The sequence below is a fragment of the Streptomyces gilvosporeus genome (genome assembly GCF_002082195.1).
In the GTDB taxonomy this organism is placed as follows: Bacteria; Actinomycetota; Actinomycetes; order Streptomycetales; family Streptomycetaceae; genus Streptomyces; species Streptomyces gilvosporeus.
The window spans coordinates 3,443,100-3,463,429 of sequence record NZ_CP020569.1 but is presented as its reverse complement, the minus strand read 5'-3'; the positions used below and the strand labels follow the sequence as shown (position 1 = coordinate 3,463,429).

18 protein-coding genes are annotated in these 20,330 nt (G+C 72.5%); 8 read left to right on the top strand and 10 right to left on the bottom strand.

The genetic code is table 11. The annotated features are described in order from the left end of the window. Nucleotides 1-6 precede the first annotated feature (6 nt). The 5 genes from B1H19_RS15260 to B1H19_RS15240 form a co-directional block, all read right to left on the bottom strand. A complete protein-coding gene (locus B1H19_RS15260; RefSeq protein ID WP_083105265.1) occupies nucleotides 7-969 on the bottom strand; it encodes a carbohydrate ABC transporter permease in 963 nt (320 codons plus the stop codon). A gap of 74 nt (nucleotides 970-1,043) precedes the next feature. After that, nucleotides 1,044-2,381 carry an ABC transporter substrate-binding protein gene (locus B1H19_RS15255; RefSeq protein WP_237289310.1) on the bottom strand — a complete coding sequence of 446 codons (1,338 nt, stop codon included), beginning with the start codon at nucleotides 2,379-2,381 and terminating at the stop codon, nucleotides 1,044-1,046. A gap of 39 nt (nucleotides 2,382-2,420) precedes the next feature. Then, complete coding sequence (locus tag B1H19_RS15250; protein WP_083109657.1) at nucleotides 2,421-3,557, bottom strand: ROK family transcriptional regulator; 1,137 nt, start codon at nucleotides 3,555-3,557, stop codon at nucleotides 2,421-2,423. Nucleotides 3,558-3,801: 244 nt separating this feature from the next. Then, nucleotides 3,802-4,140, bottom strand: coding sequence for a hypothetical protein (locus B1H19_RS15245; protein WP_083105263.1), 339 nt, complete (start codon nucleotides 4,138-4,140; stop codon nucleotides 3,802-3,804). Between the two features lie 265 nt (nucleotides 4,141-4,405). Continuing rightward, nucleotides 4,406-5,494 carry a mechanosensitive ion channel family protein gene (locus B1H19_RS15240; protein ID WP_083105262.1) on the bottom strand — a complete coding sequence of 363 codons (1,089 nt, stop codon included), beginning with the start codon at nucleotides 5,492-5,494 and terminating at the stop codon, nucleotides 4,406-4,408. A 300-nt stretch (nucleotides 5,495-5,794) separates the two neighbouring features. On the opposite strand from B1H19_RS15240, the gene B1H19_RS15235 reads away from it, so the two are divergent. Next, nucleotides 5,795-6,331 (top strand): HNH endonuclease, encoded by a 537-nt coding sequence (locus B1H19_RS15235; protein ID WP_018088296.1) that lies wholly within the window; start codon nucleotides 5,795-5,797, stop codon nucleotides 6,329-6,331. 48 nt (nucleotides 6,332-6,379) lie between these two features. Here the strand turns inward: B1H19_RS15235 and B1H19_RS15230 are convergent, their stop codons facing one another. Continuing rightward, entirely contained in the window at nucleotides 6,380-9,334 is a 2,955-nt protein-coding gene (locus B1H19_RS15230; protein WP_083105261.1) for a beta-N-acetylglucosaminidase domain-containing protein, read from the bottom strand. Nucleotides 9,335-9,833: 499 nt separating this feature from the next. On the opposite strand from B1H19_RS15230, the gene B1H19_RS15225 reads away from it, so the two are divergent. From B1H19_RS15225 to alc, 7 genes are all read left to right on the top strand, one after another. After that, nucleotides 9,834-10,103, top strand: coding sequence for a hypothetical protein (locus tag B1H19_RS15225; RefSeq protein WP_083105260.1), 270 nt, complete (start codon nucleotides 9,834-9,836; stop codon nucleotides 10,101-10,103). A gap of 6 nt (nucleotides 10,104-10,109) precedes the next feature. Then, entirely contained in the window at nucleotides 10,110-12,266 is a 2,157-nt protein-coding gene (gene malQ, locus B1H19_RS15220; RefSeq protein WP_083105259.1) for a 4-alpha-glucanotransferase, read from the top strand. An 84-nt stretch (nucleotides 12,267-12,350) separates the two neighbouring features. Beyond that, entirely contained in the window at nucleotides 12,351-12,599 is a 249-nt protein-coding gene (locus tag B1H19_RS15215) for a hypothetical protein (RefSeq protein WP_083105258.1), read from the top strand. A gap of 267 nt (nucleotides 12,600-12,866) precedes the next feature. Next, nucleotides 12,867-13,871 (top strand): acyl-ACP desaturase, encoded by a 1,005-nt coding sequence (locus B1H19_RS15210; protein ID WP_083105257.1) that lies wholly within the window; start codon nucleotides 12,867-12,869, stop codon nucleotides 13,869-13,871. Between the two features lie 82 nt (nucleotides 13,872-13,953). Continuing rightward, nucleotides 13,954-14,901, top strand: a complete 948-nt coding sequence (locus B1H19_RS15205) for a DMT family transporter (protein ID WP_203237162.1) — start codon at nucleotides 13,954-13,956, stop codon at nucleotides 14,899-14,901. 17 nt (nucleotides 14,902-14,918) lie between these two features. Continuing rightward, a complete protein-coding gene (locus B1H19_RS15200; protein WP_083105256.1) occupies nucleotides 14,919-15,866 on the top strand; it encodes a LysR family transcriptional regulator in 948 nt (315 codons plus the stop codon). Nucleotides 15,867-15,990: 124 nt separating this feature from the next. Further along, the gene (gene alc, locus B1H19_RS15195) at nucleotides 15,991-17,136 is read left to right on the top strand and encodes an allantoicase (RefSeq protein ID WP_083105255.1); all 1,146 of its coding nucleotides are present in this window, start codon (nucleotides 15,991-15,993) and stop codon (nucleotides 17,134-17,136) included. A gap of 191 nt (nucleotides 17,137-17,327) precedes the next feature. Here the strand turns inward: alc and B1H19_RS15190 are convergent, their stop codons facing one another. Genes B1H19_RS15190 through B1H19_RS15175 form a run of 4 tightly spaced genes read right to left on the bottom strand, consistent with a single transcriptional unit; the run spans nucleotide 17,328 to nucleotide 20,293 of the window. Further along, the gene (locus tag B1H19_RS15190) at nucleotides 17,328-17,963 is read right to left on the bottom strand and encodes a GTP-binding protein (RefSeq protein ID WP_083105254.1); all 636 of its coding nucleotides are present in this window, start codon (nucleotides 17,961-17,963) and stop codon (nucleotides 17,328-17,330) included. Then, nucleotides 17,944-18,306 (bottom strand): DUF742 domain-containing protein, encoded by a 363-nt coding sequence (locus B1H19_RS15185; protein WP_083105253.1) that lies wholly within the window; start codon nucleotides 18,304-18,306, stop codon nucleotides 17,944-17,946. The genes B1H19_RS15190 and B1H19_RS15185 overlap by 20 nt, the downstream gene beginning before the upstream one ends. Then, nucleotides 18,303-18,692: a roadblock/LC7 domain-containing protein gene (locus B1H19_RS15180; RefSeq protein ID WP_083109656.1), complete on the bottom strand. Its 390-nt coding sequence runs from the start codon at nucleotides 18,690-18,692 to the stop codon at nucleotides 18,303-18,305. Before B1H19_RS15180 ends, B1H19_RS15185 begins: the two co-directional genes overlap by 4 nt. A gap of 53 nt (nucleotides 18,693-18,745) precedes the next feature. After that, on the bottom strand, nucleotides 18,746-20,293 hold the full coding sequence (locus B1H19_RS15175) for a sensor histidine kinase (RefSeq protein WP_083105252.1): 1,548 nt from the start codon (nucleotides 20,291-20,293) through the stop codon (nucleotides 18,746-18,748). Nucleotides 20,294-20,330: the final 37 nt, after the last annotated feature.

Below are 20,330 nucleotides of genomic sequence, written 5' to 3'. Positions count from 1 at the left end.
ACCGGATCAGTCCTCCGCCGGAAGCAGGCCCGCGCGCCCGCGCATCAGCAGGCTGGTGGCGGCCATGGCGAGCACGAAGAGCACCAGCGAGAGCGCGCAGGCCGCACCGGTGTTGAAGTTCTGGAAGCCGAGGGAGTAGACGAGCTGCGGCACGGTCAGCGTCGAGTGGTCCGGATAGCCGGGCTGGATGACGCTGCCCGGCCCGATGGTGACCCCGGAGGCGAGCTTCCCGGCGACCAGCGCCTGTGTGTAGTACTGCATGGTCTGGACGACGCCGGTGATCACCGCGAAGAGCACGATCGGCGTGATCGACGGCCAGGTGACGTACCGGAACCTCCCCCAGGCGCCCGCCCCGTCCAGCTCCGCCGCCTCGTACTGCTCCTTCGGCACGTCCAGCAGCGCCGCCATGAAGATCACCATCAGATCGCCGATGCCCCACAGCGACAGCAGGACCAGGGACGGTTTCGCCCAGTGGGGGTCGTTGAACCACGAGGGCGCCGGGATGCCGAGCGCGCCGAGGACCTCGTTGACGGGCCCGGTGCCGGGGTTGAGGAGGAAGACGAAGGCGACGGTCGCCGCCACCGGGGGCGCCAGATAGGGCAGATAGAACGCCGTACGGAAGAACCCGGCGCCCGTCTTGATCTTGGTGACCAGCATCCCGATGCCCAGCCCGAAGACGACCCGCAGCGCGACCATCACCACGACCAGCCACAGGGTGTTGCCCAGCGCGGGCCCGAACAGCGGCATCTGGGTCAGCACATAGGTCCAGTTCCGCAGGCCCACGAAAACCGGCGGCTCGATCTGGTTGTAGTGCAGGAAGGAGAAGAAGACGGTGGCGAGCAGCGGATAGCCGAAGAAGGCGCAGAAGCCGATGAGCCAGGGGGAGAGAAAACCGAGGGTGCGCAGGCGCTCACGGCGCCGTTTACGCCGCAGCGCGGGGGCGGGGGCGCCCGCCGGGAGATGAGCCATCGCGTTCTCCGTCGTTCCGTCGGATGTCGTGGCGTGATGTCCGTTGGGTGTGCGTTCCTTCAGTTCTCGGACTGTCAGTTCTCGGACTGGAGATTGTCGGCGTCGATCCCTGCGTCGAGGTCGCGCAGGCCCCGGTCCAGATCGGGGACCTTTCCGGCCTCGACGGCGTAGGAGAAATCCTGGAGCGCGGTGATGTACTGCGCGCCGTTGTCGGACGGCGGAATCGCGGCGCTGTGCGGATTCCCGGCGATTTGGACGAAGGTACGGAATGCCGGATCGGTGTCCAGCCTGGGCGACTTCAGCGCGGCGAGCGTCGAGGGCACGTTATGGATGGCATTGGCGAACCGCACCACCTGGTCCGTGTCCACGGTCAGGAACTTCACCAGCTCCCATGCCGCATTCTGATGCCGGCTGCTGTGTGCGATCCCCGCGACCGTGCCCGTCAGATATCCGCGGCCGTACGTATCCGCCCGGTCATCCGGGACCGGCATCGGCGCGGCACCCCAGGCGAACGGCGCCTTGTGCTGTTTGAGCATCAGTCCGCGCCATTCGCCGTCCATATGCATCGCCAGCTGCTGTTTCAAGAAGGCGTTCTGCGACGACATCTCGTCCCCGAACCGGGTGCGGAACCTCTCCAGCGCCGCATAGCCGCCCTGCGCCGCGATCAGCCCGCGAGCGGTGGCGAAGAACTGTCGGGTGCGCGGATCCCCGGCCAGCTGCGCCTTGCCGTGGCGGTCGAAATAGGCCGGTCCCCACTGGGCGAACAGCCGGTCCGGACTGTTCTGGTAGAGCCGGAAATCGGGCATGAAGCCCACCCTGGTGTACGAGCCGTCCCGGGTCCGCCGGGTGAGTTTGACCGCGTCCCGTTTCAGCTCCGACATCGTCCGCGGCGGCCGGGGAATGCCGGCCTCCTTGAAGGCGTCCTTGTTGTAGTACAGCCCGTAGGCGTCGGCGAGCAGCGGCAGCGCGCACTGCTTACCTTTGTAACGGGTATAGGCGAGAAGGGATTTCGGGAAGACCTTGGCCTTGTCCACGCCCGTCCGCTTCATGAAGGGGTCGAGATCCGCCCACATTCCCGATGAACAGTACTGCCCGACATTGCTGGTGGTGAACGACGAGACCACATCCGGCGCCTCGTCCCCGCCCGCCCGCAGCGCCTGGTTCACGGTCTCGTCGGTGACATCGGCGACCGTCTTCACCCTGATATTGGGGTGCAGTTTCTCGAACCGGGCAATGCTGTCGTCGATCGCCTTCACCTCGTCCGGCTGCGACCACCCGTGCCAGAATGTCAGCGTGACCGGCTTTGTCGGGTCGTCGCGGTCACTGCCGATGCTCGGCCGGGCGCATCCGGAGAGAAGCAGCCCTAAAGCACACAGGCCGATGGCGCACGACTTCAGCGTGTACGACCTCACTCCGTACGACCTCACCGCATATGGCATGACGGACGCCCCTCACCCCGTATCGAAAACCGCATCACGCGCCTCGGCGAGCGCCGTCCGCAGCGCGCCGATAAGGATCGGATTTCCCTCGATATCGCTGATCCGCAGTTCCGGCCGCGGCAGCGCGAGCCCGGTGAACTCCTCCTCGACCAGCGCCCGCAGCTCCTCCCCGCCGGCCTGCGGAACCTCGCCGGAGAGCACCATCAGCCGGGGGTCGACCACCGCGACCACCGCCGCCAGCCCGGTGGCCAGCCGCCGCGCCACCTCCGCCCGTACGTCCTCGCGCGCCAGCGCCGCCGCGACCGTACGGACCCCGGGGGCGCCGTACTCGTGCGCCAGCGCCACGACGCTGGGCGAGCCGACCAGCCGCTGGAAGCCGCCGCCGGCGTCCGGCCGCGCCGCGCTGCGGTCGCCGCCGCGGGCCAGCGGAGCGCCGGGCAGCGGCATATAGCCGATCTCGCCCGCGCCCCCGGTGGCGCCGCGCAGCAGCTGCCCGCCGAGCACGATGGCGGCGCCGACCCCTTCGTCCACCCACACCAGCACGAAGTCGTCGAAGTCCTGTGCGGCGCCGTCGTGCTGCTCGGCCACCGCCGCCAGATTCACATCGTTCTCGATCACGATCGGCATGCCCAGCACCTGCGCCAGCTGCTCCTTCAGGGCCCGCGAGTGCCAGCCCGGCAGATGCGGCGCATAGCGCAGCCGCCCGGTCCCCGGGTCCAGCGCGCCCGGCGTACCGATCACCGCCCCGTGCAACTGCTCCCGGCCCAGCCCGGCCTCGGCCAGCGCCCCGTCCACGGCCGAGGCCACCAGGCGGGCCGTGCGGTGCGGCGGCCCCTCGTCCACCGCGTCCGTGCCGACCCGCGCCTCACCGAGCACCTGTCCGGTGATATCGGCGACGGCCGCGGTGATGCCCAGCTGGTCCACGGCCAGCGCGGCCACCCGCGCGGCCGTCGGATCGACCTCGTACAGCTGCGCATTCGGCCCCGGCCGCCCGGTCACGCTGCCGGTCGTCCGGACCAGCCCGGCGGCCTCCAGCCGGGCCAGCAGCTGGGAGGCGGTCGGCTTCGACAGCCCGGTCAGCTCGCCGATCTGGGTCCGCGTCAGCGGCCCCTGGGAGACCAGCAGATCGAGCGCCGCCCGGTCGTTCATCGCGCGCAGCACCCGCGGTGTCCCGGGCGTCCCCTGCGCTCCGTGTCCCGCCGCGCCCATCACAGAGCCCCCGTCTGTTAGGAAACTTTCCAATCGGTGATGAGGAAGGTAGGGCGCACGTCAGGGGCTCGTCAATGGGTGGTGCAGGGGGAGTTCGGGCGCGCGCCCGGCATGCGGAGGGGCGCACCGGCTCCGGCCGGTGCGCCCCTGTTGGACCGTCAGCGCCTTGTAAACCCGGGCTCGGTCAGCCCTCTTCCCAGCTCACGCTGCCCACGCCCGTACCGCCGGTGCAGGTGGCGTCGGAGGTGTCGCGGGCGCCGGGGTTGAGGGTCTTCCACGGCCCCGTCTGGTCGGGCCACCAGCCGCAGACCACGGTGGCGCGGAAGGCGATGGTGCGGTTGGTGTTGTTGGTGCAGTCGGCGGTGCCGGTGCGACCGTCGGTCGTGGTGGTGCAGCTGAGGTCGTTGGTGATACGAGCCGCGGGTGCGGCGGAAGCGGGGGTGGCGGCGGTCAGGGCCACCGTGCCGCCGATCATCAGAACCGAAGCGACGGCCCCCGTGGCCATGCGATTGCGGAACTTCATCGTGAAGTCTCCTTGTCCGTCGATGTGTTGCTGTCGTGCTGTCGTGCTGTCGTGCAGCGGCAGTGCCGTGCTCTCGTACTGCCGTACTGCCTTGTTGTGTGGTGTTGCGTGGTGTCGGCGCCGACACCACGGACACGGTTCAGGGCAGGGCGACGTATGACAGGCAGACGTGTGACCTGAATCACATCAACGCAGAGCGGGCGGGCCCTCCTGGGGCCCGCCCGCTTCACGGCTGTTTCTCGGCTCCTTCGCGACTGCTTCCCGGCTACTTTCCGAGCACCGGGCTCGACAGCGGATCGGTGGCCGTCGACTGCGGCGAGGAGGGGTTGTTGAGCGCCGACGGGGCGGCGATGGCGGCCGTCGGGTCGGCCGGTGCCGCCTCTTCCTCCTCCTCGGGGGCCGGGCGCGGGGCGAGGTGGACGCCGGCCTCGTCGAGGGCGTGCTTGATGCGCCAGCGCAGTTCGCGCTCCACGCCGGCGGCCTTGCCGGGCATGGTCTTGGCCGAGACGCTGAGGGTGACGGTGTCCAGGTGGACCTCGCTCAGGCCCAGGACCTGCACCGGCTCCCACAGCAGCTCGTTCCACGGCTCCGACTTGGACATCACCTCGCCGGCCGCGGTGATGACCTCCCGGGCGCGCCGCAGGTCCTGGTCCGCGGCTATCACCACATCCACCCCGGCCGTGGACCAGCCCTGGCTGAGGTTGCCGATCCGCTTGACCTCGCCGTTGCGGATGTACCAGATGGCACCGTTGGGGCCGCGCAGCTTGGTGACCCGCAGGCCGACCTCGATGACCGTACCGGTGGCCACGCCCGCGTCGATCTCGTCGCCGACGCCGTACTGGTCCTCAAGGATCATGAAGACGCCGGAGAGGAAGTCGGTGACCAGGTTCCGGGCGCCGAAACCGATGGCGACACCGGCCACACCGGCGCTGGCGAGCAGCGGTGCGAGGTTGATCTGGAGGACGGACAGGACCGTCAACGCGGCGGTTCCCATGATCACGAACGAGGCGACGCTGCGCAGCACCGAACCGATGGCCTCGGAGCGCTGACGGCGGCGCTCGGCGTTGACCAGCAGCCCGGCGAGCGCGGTGCCCTCGGCGGCGGCCGCGGTGCGGTTCATCCGTTCGATGAGCTTGGTGATGGTGCGACGTATCACATGCCGCAGTACCACTGCGATCACCACGATCAGCAGCATCTTCAGGCCGGATTCGACCCACGTTCCCCAGTTCTCCTGCACCCAGCCGGCGGCGTTGGTGGCCTTCTGGGTGGCCTCGTCGAGCGAGGTGGAGGCGGCTTGGCCGGGTGTCGCGGCCTTCAGTGGCGCGGTGGCGGCCGTCGAAGCGGACCAGTACACAGCAAAACCTTCCGTGTGGGACAGCAGACCCGGGCCTCGGTGGTGCCGCGCGGACCGGGCAGATCCACCACACTAACGGGGCAACCGGCGCGGTCCGTGCCCTTGTTCGAGTCTCAAGGGTCCCGGGACGGCTGGAAAGACGCCGTTGTGCCGGGAAGCGTGCCGATGTGATCCGGATGTGGTGGAAAACACCTCCGGCCCGTTACTCGGTCATGGTGGCGCTCCGACCAGGCACCGGGGGACACTGGGGGAGATCGTCCCGGCGCGAGCCACGCGCCGCCGGCGTACAAGGAGGCACCCGTGCCGCACGTCCTGGTCCTCAACGCGTCGTACGAGCCGCTCGGCGTCGTACCGCTCCGCCGCGCGCTCATCCTCGTACTCAATGAGAAGGCTGTGAGTCTCGAGGAATCCGGCGCCCTGATGCACAGTGCAACCCGCGTCATACCGGCTCCGAGTGTGGTCCGCCTGAAGCGGTTCGTGCGGGTGCCCTTTCGTGGCCCCGTGCCCCTGACCCGCCGGGCGCTGTTCGCCCGTGACGGCGGGCGCTGTATGTACTGCGGTGGCGTCGCAACCAGCGTCGACCACGTCATCCCGCGCAGCCGGGGAGGTCAGCACACCTGGGAGAACGTGGTCGCCGCGTGCCGCCGCTGCAATCACGTCAAGGCCGACCGCCATGTCGCCGAAATCGGCTGGCGGCTGCGACACCAGCCCGCCCCGCCGTCAGGACTGGCGTGGCGGATCATCGGTACGGGGCATAGGGACCCGCGCTGGCTGCCCTACTTGCAGCCGTACGGCGCGGATGACGCCCTGGCCCGGATCGACGCCGTATCGGCGTAGGCGATCCGGGCCTTTTGCACGGTGGCCGCGGCCCGCTCGGGGCCGCGGCTATTCGTGCACCCCGTACGCCTGCACCGACCACAGCGAATACCCGAACCGCGTGGCGCGCTGCTCTCCCTGGATACGCACATAGCGGGTGTCGGGGGCGTCCATCCGGACCGACTCGCGGCCGCCCTTTCCGTCGCGGACGACGGCAGCGGTGTGCCAGCTCTGGCCGTCCGCGGACACCTCGATGCGGTAGCGGGCGGCGTAGGCGTCCTGCCAGTTCAGGACGAGCAGGCCCAGGCGGACCGGGCGGCGGAGCCGGAACTGGAGCCAGGCGCGGTCGTCGGCCTGCGATGACCAGCGCGTTTCCGGATCGCCGTCGGTGGCGGCGGACGCCGGGAAGTCGTCCGTCTCGTCGCCGGACGAGGTCGCGTCGGCGCCGCGCGCCAGGTCCTGGCCGCCGGTGCGCGGATAGACCCGTACGGTCAGCGTCTGCTGCCGGCCCGCATAGCTGACGGGGATGGCGTACGTGCCGGAGCGGGCGTCGTCGGGGATGTCGATGGCGATCGGGACGGTGGCGGTGCCGCCGCGCGGCGCGGTGACCGTCCCCGGTGCCTCCACCTTGAACCCCTTGGGCGCCTTGACCTGGAGTTTCTCCCGGACGTCGGCGGGTCGGCGGGAGTAGATACGGGCGTCGACCCGCGCCGTGCCGCCGGTCTGCGCATCGGCCTCCTTGCGGGCCAGTTCGAGACCGGCCGGCGGGGTGTCGCCGAACCACGGGGCGAGGGCGTGCACGGACGGCGCCGCGGTGCCGTCCGCCCAGGACAGCCGCACCGCGTCGGCGCGCAGGCCGGGCGTCTGCGGCTCGGTCCAGCCGGTGGGGGAGAGCGCGCCCAGGCGGCGCCAGCCCTCGCCCGGGACATGCGCCTCCAGGGACACCGCGCCCGCCGACGGGCCGGGATCGGTCAGCGCGGTGACCGCGGTGAGCGGACGGGCCCGCTCGAAGGGGACGGTCAGCGAGGTAGGGGCGGCGCCCTCGGTGGGCCGGGGGCCATCGGCCCGCGCCCCGGTCCAGGCGTCGGCCTCGGTCATCGCCCGCTCCAGGAACGGCGCCAGCACACCCTTGCCGACCGTGGCCGGGCTGCCCTCGCTCTCCGTGCGCAGCCGCTGCGCCGTCCGCTGCGCGGTCCAGGCGGCATCGCCGTCCCCCTGCGCCTGGGCCATCAGGGTGTCCACGGCAGCCTCGCCCGCGCGCCCGTAGCGGCCCAACTGCTCGGCCCAGGGCCGCACTTCGGCCGACAGATCCCCGGTCAGCCGGTCCGGAGCGGAGGCCATGGTGGCGAACGCGGCCCGCAGCGCCTTGGCCGCGTCGGCGAGGTCCGCGTCCTTGCCGGGGCGGCCGTGGTCGACGGCGGCCTCGCGGGCCTTCCAGAAACCGTCCATCAGGGGGCGCAGATACGCCGACTCCTCGCGGTTGAGCACGGAGGAGGAGTCGTTTCCGGCCAAAGCGCGCAGCGCGGCGCGCGCGCCCGGGTCGGCGCCGGCCAGATCGTCGATGGCGGCGTCCCAGGACTCCGCCGGACGGTAGGCGCGCGGGTTCCAGGCGTAGTCGGCGGTCGTGAACAGCGGGATACGGGAGGCCACCGGCTGCTCCATGGCATTGGCGAGCAGCGCGGCGGAGCCGGTGGCCAGGGCCGGGTCGCGGCCGCTGTAGGGGCCGAGGAAGATCCGGTCCTCGGCGTAGTCGTTGACCGGGTAGTTGTCCATCGTGACCAGGGGCCGGCCGAACACCTGGCGGACGGCGGACAGTTCACTGCCGGTGATGGTCCGCGGCACCACCCCGACGCCGGTCCAGGCCACCTGCACCCGGTCGTCGAGCGCCTCGGCCAGCGCCTTCCGGTAGGCCGTCGAGCCGTTCTGGTAGTACTCGGTCGGCATCACCGACAGCGGCGCGGCGCCCGGATGGCGGGCGGCGAGATGGTCGGCGAGCGCCTGCGCGACGCGCGCCTGCGCCTTGGCGGCCGCGGCGGGCCCCTTGCCGAAGGCCTCCTCGTCGGCGTCGCAGTGCCATTCGCTGTAGCTGATGTCCTGGAACTGGAGCTGGAAGGAGCGCACCCCCAGCGCCCACATCGCGTCCACCTTGCGCCGCAGCGCCCGCATGTCGTCCTCGGAGGACATGCACATCGCCTGGCCGGGCGCGACGGCCCAGCCCAGCGTGACGTGGTTGGCGCGGGCCCGCTCCGCCAGCGCCCGGAAGTCGTCCCGCTGCGCGGCCGGGTAGGGCTCGCGCCACCGGGCCTGGCGGAAGGGATCGTCACCCGGCGCGTACAGGTAGCGGTTCTGCTTCGTACGCCCCATGAAGTCCAGCTGCGCCAGCCGCTGCGCCCGGCTCCAGGGCTCGCCGAAGAAGCCCTCGGTGATCCCGCGCACCGCCGTGCCGGGCCAGTCCCGTACAAGGGCCGACGCGAGCTGGTGCCTCCCGTGGGGCGCGTCCGTGACCAGCTGCCGCAGCGTCTGCGCGGCGTGGAAGAGGCCGTCGGGGCCGACGCCGTCGAGGGCGACGGTGTCACGGCCGGCGGTCTGGCCGACCGCGAGGCGGTAGCCGCCGGAGGGCAGATCCCCGCGGGCGGGCGCCTTCAGCGCCCGCAGCGCGTCCTCGGCCGCGCTCCCGCCGACGTAGAGCACCGGCCCGGCGGCGGGCGGCCGCGCACCCGGTGCCACCTCGTGGATGGTGCGCACGCCCGCCCGGCGTAGGATGCCGCGCACCACGTCCAGGGCGTACGGATCGGTGTCCGGCGCCGCCACCAGCGCCGCCTCGCCGCCGAGCGGGACGGCGTCGGCCAGCTCCCGCATCGACTGGGGGCGCGGCCAGACGGCGGGCAGCGCACCCGCGCCGGCCGGGCGGTCCGGCTGGTCGGGGGCGCCGCGGGAGGGGCCCTCGGGCGCCGCCTGGGCGCTGGGCGCCCCGCCGAGCAGCCCGGAGATGACGGCGGCGGCCAGCGCCGTGGTCCCCGCCACGCGGGCGCGGGCGCCCGCGCCGCTTCTGGTCCCCCTGCCGGGGGTCTTCCCTGCTTCTCTGCCGGTGTCCCCGGTCGTTCCGGATGTCCCGGTAGCTCCGAATCTCCCGACGCCCCACACGCCCCGGACCCGCACGGCCGCTCCTCGTCCCCGTCTTCTACTGCTCGCCGGTTCGCACCGGCCCCCCTTTGTGCCGCCGACGCCCGTTCGGACAGACCTTCGGCCGGTGGCCCCCATTGTGGCGGTACGGGGGGCGGCGGTGCGAGGGCGGGGTGTTCGGGGGAGGGGGCGCGGGGCGGCCGCCGTAGGCCCGCCGCCCGCAGAACTTCCGCCGCGATGCCCGTTTTGTCAGCACCCTCTGCGTCACTCGAACGCCCCAACCGTGAAATCGCCTGCGAGCGGGCTGTGAGCTGAGACACGTTTAATGGGTAAAAGCGTCTGCGATCGTGTCGAGTGGGTAGGGCAGACCTGTCCCATTACCGATGAACGGGAGGCTCTCGTGGCCGCTTCCGCTCAGCTGCTGCTTGATGCGCTGTCCCTCAAACCGGGCGACGTGCCGAGCGAGCCCGACCTCTTCGACGGGGTCTCCGGCCCCGACTCCGGGCTGGAGGGCTCCGGCACCCTCAGCTTCGCCGAGCCGCCGCTCACCAGTGAGCCGCCGCTCGCCGACGCCGCACCCCTGACCAGCGAGGTCCCCATCTCCGCCGAGCTGCCGCTGACCAGTGAGCCGACGGCCACCGGTCTGGGCACGGAGTCCATGGAGGTCTGAGGACCCATGGGCCGCGAGCGGCTTGCCCGGCTGCACGGCATCGCCCCGTCCTATCGGCCCGCGCCGGGCCTCATCCGCCACATCGGCGACGACACCCTCATCGCCGTACTCGCCGCCTTAGGTGTCGACGCCTCGACACCCGATGCGGTCCGCGCCGCCCTTGCCGCCCACGCGGTCACGGCCGGCCGCACCCTGCTCCCCGGCACCGTCGTGGCCCGCCCCGGCCGCCCGCCCGACCTGGGCACCCTGCCCGCGGGCACGGCCCTGCGCCTCACGACCGAGGACGGCGAGGAGGCCGACCCCGGCCCCGGGAACCCGGCGGCCCACCTCCCCCCGGGCGTCCACACCCTCCATGCGCAGGCCCCCGACGGCCGCACCGCCCGCGCCCGGCTGATCGTCGCCCCCGACCGCGTCCCCGCCCCGCCGGGCCGCACCCACGGCTTTCTCGTCCAGCTCTACTCCCTGCTCTCCCAGCGCTCCTGGGGCATGGGTGATCTCGGGGACCTCGCCGATCTCGCCGCCTGGTCCGGCCGCGCCCTGGGCACCGGCTTCGTCCAGCTCAACCCGCTGCACGCCGCCGTCCCCGGCCCGCCCGCCGACCCCTCCCCCTACCGGCCCTCCTCGCGCCGCTTCCCCGACCCGGTCCATCTGCGCATCGAGCACATCCCCGAGTACGCCCAGCTCACCGGCCCCGACCGCCGGCGGGCCGACGACCTCGCCGCCCGCGCCGGCATCCTGCGCGCCGACGTCCTCGAACGGGGCGCACTGATCGACCGCGACGCGGTCTGGGAGCTCAAGCGCGAGGCCCTGGAGCTGCTGTGCGCGGTGCCGCTCTCACCGGGGCGCCGCGCCGCGTACTGCGACTTCCTCGCCGAACAGGGCGCGCCCCTGGAGGACCACGCCACCTGGTGCGCCCTCGCCGAACGGCACGGATCCGACTGGCGCGCCTGGCCCGCCGCCCTGCGCGACCCCCGCTCACCGGCCACGGCCCGGGAGCGCCAGGGACTGCTGGACCGCATCGACTTCCACTGCCGCCTCGCCTGGCTCACCGACCAGCAGCTGGCGGCCGCCCAGCGCGCCGCCCGGGAGGCCGGGATGGGCATCGGCCTCGTCCACGACCTCGCCGTCGGCGTCCATCCCACCGGCGCCGACACCTGGGCCCAGCAGGACGCCTTCGCCTCCGGCATGTCCATCGGCGCACCCCCCGACGCCTTCAACGCCCGCGGCCAGGACTGGGGCCTGCCGCCCTGGCGCCCCGACGCCCTGGCCGCCACCGGCTACGCCCCCTACCGCGGGCTGCTGAGCTCCCTGCTGCGGCACGCCGGGGCGCTGCGCATCGACCACGTCATGGGCCTCTTCCGCCTGTGGTGGGTCCCGGAGGGACGGCCGCCGACCGAGGGCGCGTACGTCCACTACGACGCCGAGGCGATGCTGTCCCTGCTGGCCCTGGAGGCCCACCGCGCGGGCGCCTGTGTGATCGGCGAGGACCTGGGGACGGTCGAGCCCGGCGTACGGGAGACGCTGGCCGAACGGGGGGTGCTGGGGACCTCCGTGCTGTGGTTCGAACGGGACTACGCCGCGGACGGGGACGGGGACGGCGCGGATCCGGACCCCGCAGGACCGGACGGCTCCGGGCCGGAGGCCGCCGCCCCGGACACCGAGGCCCCGGCCCCCTCGGCCCCCGAGGCCCGCATCCTCGCCCCCGAGGAATGGCGCGAGGGCTGTCTGGCCACCGTCACCACCCACGATCTGCCGTCCACCGCCGCCCGGCTCAGCGGCGAGGACGTCGCCCTGCGCGCCCGGCTCGGCCTGTTGGCCGGCCCGCCCGGCCGCGAACGCGCCCGCGCCCGCCAGGAGCTGGCCGAATGGCTGGACGAGCTGACCCGGCGCGGTCTGCTCCCCGAGGGACCGGCCGACGAGGAGGCCGCGGTCAAGGCCGTCCACCGCTTTCTGCTGCGCACCCCCGCCCGCCTGGTCGGCGTCTGGCTCCCGGACGCGGTGGGCGACCGCCGCCCCCAGAACCTCCCCGGCACATGGGACCAGTACCCGAACTGGCGCCTCCCCGTCGCCGCCCCCGACGGCCGCCCGCTGACCCTGGAGGAACTGGCCGCCTCGCCCCGACTGCACGCCCTGATGCGGGAGTTGGGCGACGGCGGCCGCTGAGGGCCGCCTCGTCCTCCCCGGGCCGCCGCCCCTGCACGCCACCCCGGGCGCGCGGGGTGGCGGGGCGTCCGCTACGTTGACACCGTGAGCAACCAGGTCAAGAAGAATGCCCTGCGCGCCGGAACCATCACTGCCGGTACCGCGCTACTGATGCTGATGTCCTCCCCGGCGTTTGCGGTGATGCACGACGACGGCGAAGACCCGGGCCCGGGCCTGAACGTGGCCGAGACGCTCGGCCTCTATGTCGTCCTCCCCGTCGTGCTCTTCCTGGTGATCGCCGGGCTGGTCATCGTCGGTGACAAGTCCCGCAAGCAGGCCAAGTCCGAGAGCTGACGCGAGGGGCGCACGGCCGCCCCGCCGACGTCCACAGGGCGCCCACCGGTTCCTACGAACCGGTGGGCGCCCTTTTGTATGCCCCGCGCACATCGGGGGCGTTTTCGCAGGTGAAAAAGGGGTTGCGGAGTGGCTATCGCACGGCTTTCTGCCGTTTTGGGCGGGCACCGGCCTTTAACCGGACCCAACCTACGATGACGTAACCTACGGCCCCGTAGGTCCCCCGCCTGCGGTCCCGTAGGTTTCGTCGTCCCCCGGAGTTCCCCCGTGACCATCGCCCCCGCCCAGCACAACGGAGAGCGCGGCCAGGCCGCCTGGACCGACGCCCAGCTCCTCTACGCGCTCGAAGAGGTCGTGGAGAAGGAGCTCAACCGGCATCTGAAGGTCGCCAAGGACTGGATGCCGCATGAGTACGTCCCCTGGAGCGACGGGCGGAACTTCCCCGGCCAGCTGGAGGGCGGCGAGCCCTGGGCCGTCGAGCAGTCCAAGGTCACCGACATCGGCCGGACCGCGCTGGTGGTCAACCTCCTGACCGAGGACAACCTCCCCAGCTACCACCACGAGATCGCCACCCTCTTCGGCCGGGACGGCGCCTGGGGCACCTGGGTGCACCGCTGGACCGCGGAGGAGGGCCGGCACGGCATCGTGATGCGCGACTATCTGCTCACCAGCCGGGCCGTCGACCCCGACGAGCTGGAGCGGTTCCGGATGGCCCATATGGCGGAGGGCTTCGAATCCGACAACTCGCACAGCATGCTCCACTCGGTGGCCTACGTCGCCTTCCAGGAGCTGGCCACCCGGATCTCGCACCGCAACACCGGCCACCACTCCGGCGACCCCGTCTGCGACCGGATGCTGGCCCGGATCGCCACCGACGAGAACCTCCACATGGTCTTCTACCGCAATCTGCTCTCCGCGGCCTTCGAGATGGCCCCCGACCAGACCATGTGCGCCGTCCGCGATGTCGTCACCGGCTTCCGGATGCCCGGCCACGGCATGCCCGGCTTCGAGCGGGCCGCCGCCCGGATGGCGCTCGGCGGCATCTACAACCTGCGCATCCACCACGACGACGTGCTCCAGCCCGTGCTGCGCTTCCTCAAGGTGCTGGAGATCGGCGGGCTGGGCCCCGCCGGGCTGCGCGCCCAGGAGGAGCTGGGGATCTTCATGGACGGCCTGGACGGGCAGGCGCGGAAGTTCGAGGAGCGGCAGGCGGCGATCCAGGCGCGGAAGGCCGCGGCCCGGGAGCGCGAATCTTTCAGTTCGGCTAAATAAAAAGGTCAAAAAGATTCGCTAGACCTGATGTTTGGTGGGCTGCCACGGTGGATCCGTCCACCCCGCCCATGGAGAGGAAACCGTGGCAGTCCTGGAGAGGGCCCGCACCCACCACCCCACCGCCGCACGCGGCACCACCGCGCCGCGGCGCACCGCAGCGCTCGGCGGTCTGGCGCTCGCGCTGACCGCGACCGTGGTCTGGTCCGGCAACTTCGTCATCGCCCGCGCCCTGCACGACGCCGTCCCGCCCGTCCAGACCGCCTTCTGGCGCTGGATCATCGCGCTGTGCGCCGTCGCCCCGTTCGCCCTCGGGCAGGTCCGCCGCCAGTGGCCGCAGCTGCGCCGGCACCTCGGCTACCTGGCGACGGCCGCGCTGCTCGGCGTCACCCTCTTCAACACCCTCATCTACCAGGCGGGGCGCTCGACTTCGGCCACGAACATGGCCATGATCGCGGCCGCCTCGCCGGTGCTGATCGCCCTGTTCGCCCGGGGCGGGGAGAAGCTCGGCCGACGGCGGGTCGCCGGGATGGCGCTCGCGCTGACGGGCGTCGTCACCCTGGTCGGCAAGGGCTCCCCGGCCGCCGTCCTGCGCCTCGACCTCGCCCCCGGGGACCTGTGGATGCTGGCCGCCACCCTCGCCTTCGCCGGCTACAGCGCCCTGCTGCGCCGCCGCCCCGAGGAGATCGGCGGGCTGTCGTTCCTCTTTGCGACCTTTGCACTGGGGGCGACGATGCTGCTGCCCGCGTACGGGGTGAGCCTGGCCGTGCAAGGCGGCTTCGAGCCCACCGCCGGGACCGTCGCACCGCTCCTCTACATCGGGCTCTTCTCCTCCGCCCTCGCCTACTTCATGTGGAACAAGGCCATCGCCCTGGTCGGCGCCGCCCGCGCCGGGGTCGTCTACTACCTCCAGCCGGTATGTGTGGCCCTGCTGTCCTTCGCGGTCCTCGGCGAGCCGGTGACCGGCATGCAGCTGGTCTGCACGGCGGCGATCATCACGGGCGTCGCGTTCGGCGCCGGCGGCCGGCGCTGACTGCGTACGCTGCCCGCATGGCCGACTGGGACATCAAGAAGCTGCGGATCCTGCGCACCCTCCAGGAGCTGGGCACGGTCACCGCGACCGCCGAGGCGCTGCACATGACGCCCTCGGCGGTCTCGCAGCAGCTGACGGGTCTGGCCAAACAGCTCGGGGTCACGCTCCTGGAGGCACACGGCCGACGGGTCCGGCTGACGGACGCCGCGCAGCTGGTGCTGCGGCACGCCGAGGCGGTCTTCGCCCAGCTGGAGCGGGCGGATGCGGAACTGCTCGACTACCTCCAGGGCGAGGCCGGGCAGGTGCGGGTCGGCGCATTCTCCACGGCCATCCCCGCGTTGGTGGTGCCCGCCGTCCAGGAGCTGCGCCGTACGCACCCGGGGCTGTCGGTCGCCGTACGGGAAGCGGAGGCGGAGGCCGCGTACGAGCTGCTCGCGGAGGGCAGCGTGGACCTGGCGCTCTCGCTGGCCGCGCATGCGCCCACCCCGCGCGATCCGAAGTTCACCCGGGTCCAGCTGCTGGCCGACCCGCTGGACGTGGCCCTGCCGGCCGGTCATCCGCTGGCCGCCGAACCGGGGCTGCGGCTGGCGGATCTGGCGGGCGAGCCCTGGATCTTCGGCAGCAGCGGGCCCTGGTCGCAGATCACCACCACGGCGTGCGAGAGCGCCGGCTTCGTCCCGGAGCAGGCGCATGCGGCCGCGGACTGGGGCGCGATCCTGTCGATGGTCGCGGCCGGGATGGGCGTGGCGCTGGTGTCGCGGATGGCCATGGCGGCCGGCACCGTCTCCCGCACCGAGCGGGGCGGCCCCGGGGTGGCGCTGCGGGTGCTGCACGCCGACCAGCCGCGCCGCCATGTGGTGGCCGCCGCCCGCCGCGGCTCCGAGGGCGCGCCGGGGCTGTCCAGGGTGCTGGCGGCGCTGCGGCAGGCGGCGGACCAGTCGCAGGGCGAAGCTCACATCCGTTGACGGTTTAATCCACGAGACCGTTAAACCCTGCTGAACATAACCGTCAAGAACTTTCGATGGACCTGCGGGGTGGGGTGCTGCGACCGTGGACGGGTCCACACCAGCCTCCCCCTGAAGGGCAACGATGACCGCCACCCCGGCCGCCGACTCCACCGATCCGCACGCCAACGACGCCAACCCGTACGGCGGCGGCGACCCCTACGCCGACTACCGCGGCGGGGACTTCCCCTTCACCTCGCTCGTCGACCTCGCCGACCGCCGCTTCGGTGCCGGTGTGATCGCGGCGAACGACGAGTTCTTCGCCGAGCGCGAGAACCTGCTGAAGCCGACTCCGGCGGTCTTCGACCCCGAGCACTTCGGTCACAAGGGCAAGATCATGGACGGCTGGGAGACCCGGCGCCGCCGCGGCGCCGACGGCGATCACCCCTTCCCGACCGACGACGAGCACGACTGGGCGCTGATCCGCCTCGCCGCCCCCGGTGTGATCCGCGGCGTCATCGTCGACACCGCCCACTTCCGCGGCAACTACCCCCAGCAGGTCACCGTCGAGGCGACCGCGCTGCCCGGCAGCCCCAGCCCCGAGGACCTGCTCGCCGACGACGTGAAGTGGGAGGAGCTCGTCCCCCGTACGCCGGTCCGCGGCCATGCCGCCAACGGCTTCGAGGTCACCGTCGAGCGCCGCTTCACCCACCTGCGCCTCAAGCAGCACCCCGACGGCGGCATAGCCCGCCTCCGCGTCTACGGCGAGGTCGTCCCCGACCCCGAGTGGCTCGACGTCCTGGGCACCCTCGATCTGGCCTCCGTCATGCACGGCGGCACCGTCGAGGACGCCTCCGACCGCTTCTACTCCTCGCCCACCCAGATCATCCAGCCCGACCTCTCGCGCAAGATGGACGACGGCTGGGAGAACCGCCGCCGCCGGGTCAAGAACACCAACGACTGGGTCCGCTTCAAGCTCGCCGCCCAGGGCGAGATCCGCGCCGTCGAGATCGACACCGCCTACCTCAAGGGCAACTCCGCGGGCTGGGCCGCCCTGTCCGGTTGCAACGGCGACCCCGACGACGCCTCCTCCTGGTTCGAGATCCTTCCCAGGACGAAGCTCCAGCCCGACACCCCGCACCGCTTCAAGCTGCCGCGGACGGTCACCGCCACCCACATACGCCTCGACGTCTTCCCCGACGGCGGCCTCGCCCGCATGCGCGTCCACGGCGACCTCACCGAAGCCGGCCGCGCCACCCTCGTCCGCCGCTTCGACGACCTCAGCGGCTGACACCCCACTTCCGCCGGGCCCCGCAGGAGGGGAGCGGGGCCCGACGGACACCTCCCCGAACCCGCGAGGACCGGGGCCCCGAGCCGCCCGGCGGACAGCAACGCATCAAGCGCCTGTCCGTCGGGCGTCACCATGTGACGTGGCTTCGTCCCTGCCGCTCGGAGCGGACCGCATTCATCGTCGGGGGATGTTCACGGAGCCTCCGTCGGCGCGGCCAGGGAATGCAGATAGCGCATCAGGGTCATCAGGACGTCGCGGCTCGACGGGCGGGAGCGGGCGTCGCATTCGACGATCGGGACGGATGCGGGCAGGTCGAGGGCGGCCCGTAGCTCCTCGACGGGGTAACCCGGTGCGTCGGGGAAGGTGTTGACGGCCACCACGAACGGCACGCCGCGTTCCTCCAGGCGCCCGAGGACGTCGAAGCTCACCTCCAGGCGGCGGGTGTCGACGAGTACCACGGCGCCGAGTGCGCCCTCGAAGAGGCCGCGCCACAGGAACCAGAAACGCTCCTGGCCCGGGGTGCCGAACAGATAGAGCACCAGCTTCTCGTTGATGCTGATCCGGCCGAAGTCCATCGCCACGGTGGTCGTCGACTTGCCCGCGATCCCGGCGGTGTCGTCGACGCCGACCCCGGCCTGGGTCATCGTCTCCTCGGTGGTCAGCGGCCGGATCTCGCTGACCGAGCCGACCAGGGTCGTCTTGCCGACCCCGAAACCACCGACGATCACCACCTTGACCGCGGCCGCCGCGGTCTCGGGCAGCACGTCCTCGCTCCGCGGCCCGGCAAGCTGCTGCCCGGTGGCCCGCTCAGAGCTTTTGAAGTCCATCGATCACTGCCTCAATCAACGCGATGTCGGGGAGTTGTGCGGGCGGCACCGGCGGCCGGGCGGTGACCCGCCGATCGGCCAGCAGATCGCTGAGCAGCACGGTCACCACACTGACCGGAAGGCCCAGATGCGCGGAGATCTCCGCGACGGACAGCGGCCGGTGGCAGATGCGGACGATATCCGCCTGCTCCGGCTGCATCCCCGGCCGCGGGCCCGACGTGGCCACGATCAGGGTGACCAGGTCGAGTTCGGTGGGCGCGGACGAACCGCTGCGCCCACCGGTGATCACATAGAGCCGCTCGGGCCCGCCCGCGTCCCATTCCTGGCCGGGGGGCTCGGTCACCTGGCGGCCTGCCCGTCCTGCCGCGGCGGGCTGCTGAGGTGCTCTCCGATCCGCAGTACGAGGTCGCGCATCCGCTGGCCCATCAGGCCCGCGTCCACGCCGTCATCGGCCAGTACCGCGAGATAGGCGCCCGCGCCCGCCGCCATCAGATAGAAGAAGCCGCCGTCCATCTCGATGACGACGAGCCGCATCTGCCCCTCGCTGTGCGGGAGTTCGGCCGCCACCGCGCCGGCGAGGCTCTGCAGTCCCGCGCAGGCCGCGGCCAGGCGGTCCGCGGCGTCGGTGTCCCCGCCGTGCTGGGCCATGCGCAGGCCGTCCGCGGAGAGCACCACCACCTGGCGGGTCTGCGGGACGCTCTCGGCCAGGTCCTTGAGCATCCAGTCCATGGTGCCGGTGCGGCCGGCGCTGCCGGCGTAACCCACGTGGCCCTGCTGCTGCATCACTGCTCGTTCCCCTTGCTTGCCGACGCGGGCGCCGAGGCGGCGACGTCGTGGTCGTGATCCTGATCCGGCGTGGTCTCGACGTGCTGCGTGGTCTCGCCCGACACGCCGCTCTGGAACGCGGCCAGCCACATGCCGGGCTGGACGGCGTCCGCGGGGTCGGTCGCGGGCGCCGGCCCGGTCGAGGCCGGCGCGGCGTCGGGCGGGGTGACCGGCTTCCGGCGGCGGCGCTGCGGCAGGCCGTTCGCCGTACGTTCGGTGACCACGGGCGCCTCGGTGTCCAGGGTCGGGCCGGTGACGGCCCGCTCCACCGGCAGCTGCGGCGCCGGGGCCTGCGGCGACGGCAGCTGCGGCGCCGGTGTGTGCGGTGCCGGGGCGGGCACGGCGAGCCGCGGCCCCGACGACGTACCGATGCCGTGCGCGCGGCCCGTGGCGCCGGCCGCCGTGGTGATGAGCTCCTGCGGGACGATCAGCACGGCCCGCACCCCGCCGTACGCCGACGGCCGCAGCGACACCTGGAAGCCGTACGCCTGGGCCAGCCGCCCGACCACGGCCAGGCCCAGGCGCGGAGTCTCGCCCAGGTCGTTGACGTCGATGCCCTGCTGGGCCTGGAGCAGCATCCGCTCGGCGCGGGCGCGGGCCTCCTCGCTCATCGAGACGCCGCCGTCCTCGATCTCGACGGCGATGCCCGACTGGACGTCGACGGCGGTGAGATGGACGCGGGTGTTGGGCGGCGAATAGCGGGTGGCGTTGTCCAGCAGCTCGGCCAGGGCGTGGATCAGCGGTTCGACGGCGGTGCCGACGATGGCGATCTCGGAGACCGAATGCAGCTCGACGCGCTGGTAGTCGATGATCCGGGACATGGCGCCGCGGAGCACGGAGTAGAGCGGCACCGCCTTCGACCACTGGCGGCCCGGGCGGGCGCCGCCGAGGACGGCGATGGAGTCGGCGAGCCGGCCGATCAGCGCGGTGCCGTGGTCGAGCCGGAGCAGATCGCCGAAGACGTCCGGGCGCTGTCCGTGCCGGTCCTCCATCTCCCGCAGTTCCTGGGCCTGTTGGTGGACGATGGCCTGAACCCGGCGGGCGATGTTCACGAACGCGCGCTGCGCGGAGTCGCGCAGGTCCTCCTCGGCGGCCACCGCGTCGACCACCGAGCGCAGCACCGCGAGGTGCGCGGTCGGAGCGTCGAGTCCGGTCAGCACCTCCTCGGGGAACTCCCCGCCGCGCAGCCGGCGGACCACATCGGGCAGCAACTGCTCGGCCAGCCGCACCGTTTCGGCTTCCTGGTGGGCCAGGGCCTCGCGCTGCGCGGCGGCCGTGGCCGTCAGGTCGGCGATGCGGCGTGACCTGCGCTGGGCCTCGGCACTGACGACGGCGGTGAGGGCGACGGCGACCGCACCGAGGACGGTGACGGCCGGCCATGCGGCGGCCGGGCCCAGCGCGGCGGTCGCGGCGGTGGCCACCGCGAGGGCGGCAGGCGGCAGCACCCAGAAGGGGAAGGCGGACTTGGGACTTCCCGGGGCCGTCCCCGCGCTCACCCTCTGCACTGCAACTCCCGTACGTGCCCGAAGATCACCTTACGGT

What these genes read in the sequence shown, in the direction of transcription:
- B1H19_RS15250 (WP_083109657.1), bottom strand. Translation starts at nt 3,557, where the DNA reads ATGAACGACCGGGCGGCGCTCGATCTGCTGGTCTCCCAGGGGCCGCTG.
- B1H19_RS15200 (WP_083105256.1), top strand. Translation starts at nt 14,919, where the DNA reads ATGGCCGACTGGGACATCAAGAAGCTGCGGATCCTGCGCACCCTCCAG.
- alc (WP_083105255.1), top strand. Translation starts at nt 15,991, where the DNA reads ATGACCGCCACCCCGGCCGCCGACTCCACCGATCCGCACGCCAACGAC.
- B1H19_RS15245 (WP_083105263.1), bottom strand. Translation starts at nt 4,140, where the DNA reads ATGAAGTTCCGCAATCGCATGGCCACGGGGGCCGTCGCTTCGGTTCTG.
- malQ (WP_083105259.1), top strand. Translation starts at nt 10,110, where the DNA reads ATGGGCCGCGAGCGGCTTGCCCGGCTGCACGGCATCGCCCCGTCCTAT.
- B1H19_RS15260 (WP_083105265.1), bottom strand. Translation starts at nt 969, where the DNA reads ATGGCTCATCTCCCGGCGGGCGCCCCCGCCCCCGCGCTGCGGCGTAAA.
- B1H19_RS15190 (WP_083105254.1), bottom strand. Translation starts at nt 17,963, where the DNA reads ATGGACTTCAAAAGCTCTGAGCGGGCCACCGGGCAGCAGCTTGCCGGG.
- B1H19_RS15180 (WP_083109656.1), bottom strand. Translation starts at nt 18,692, where the DNA reads ATGGACTGGATGCTCAAGGACCTGGCCGAGAGCGTCCCGCAGACCCGC.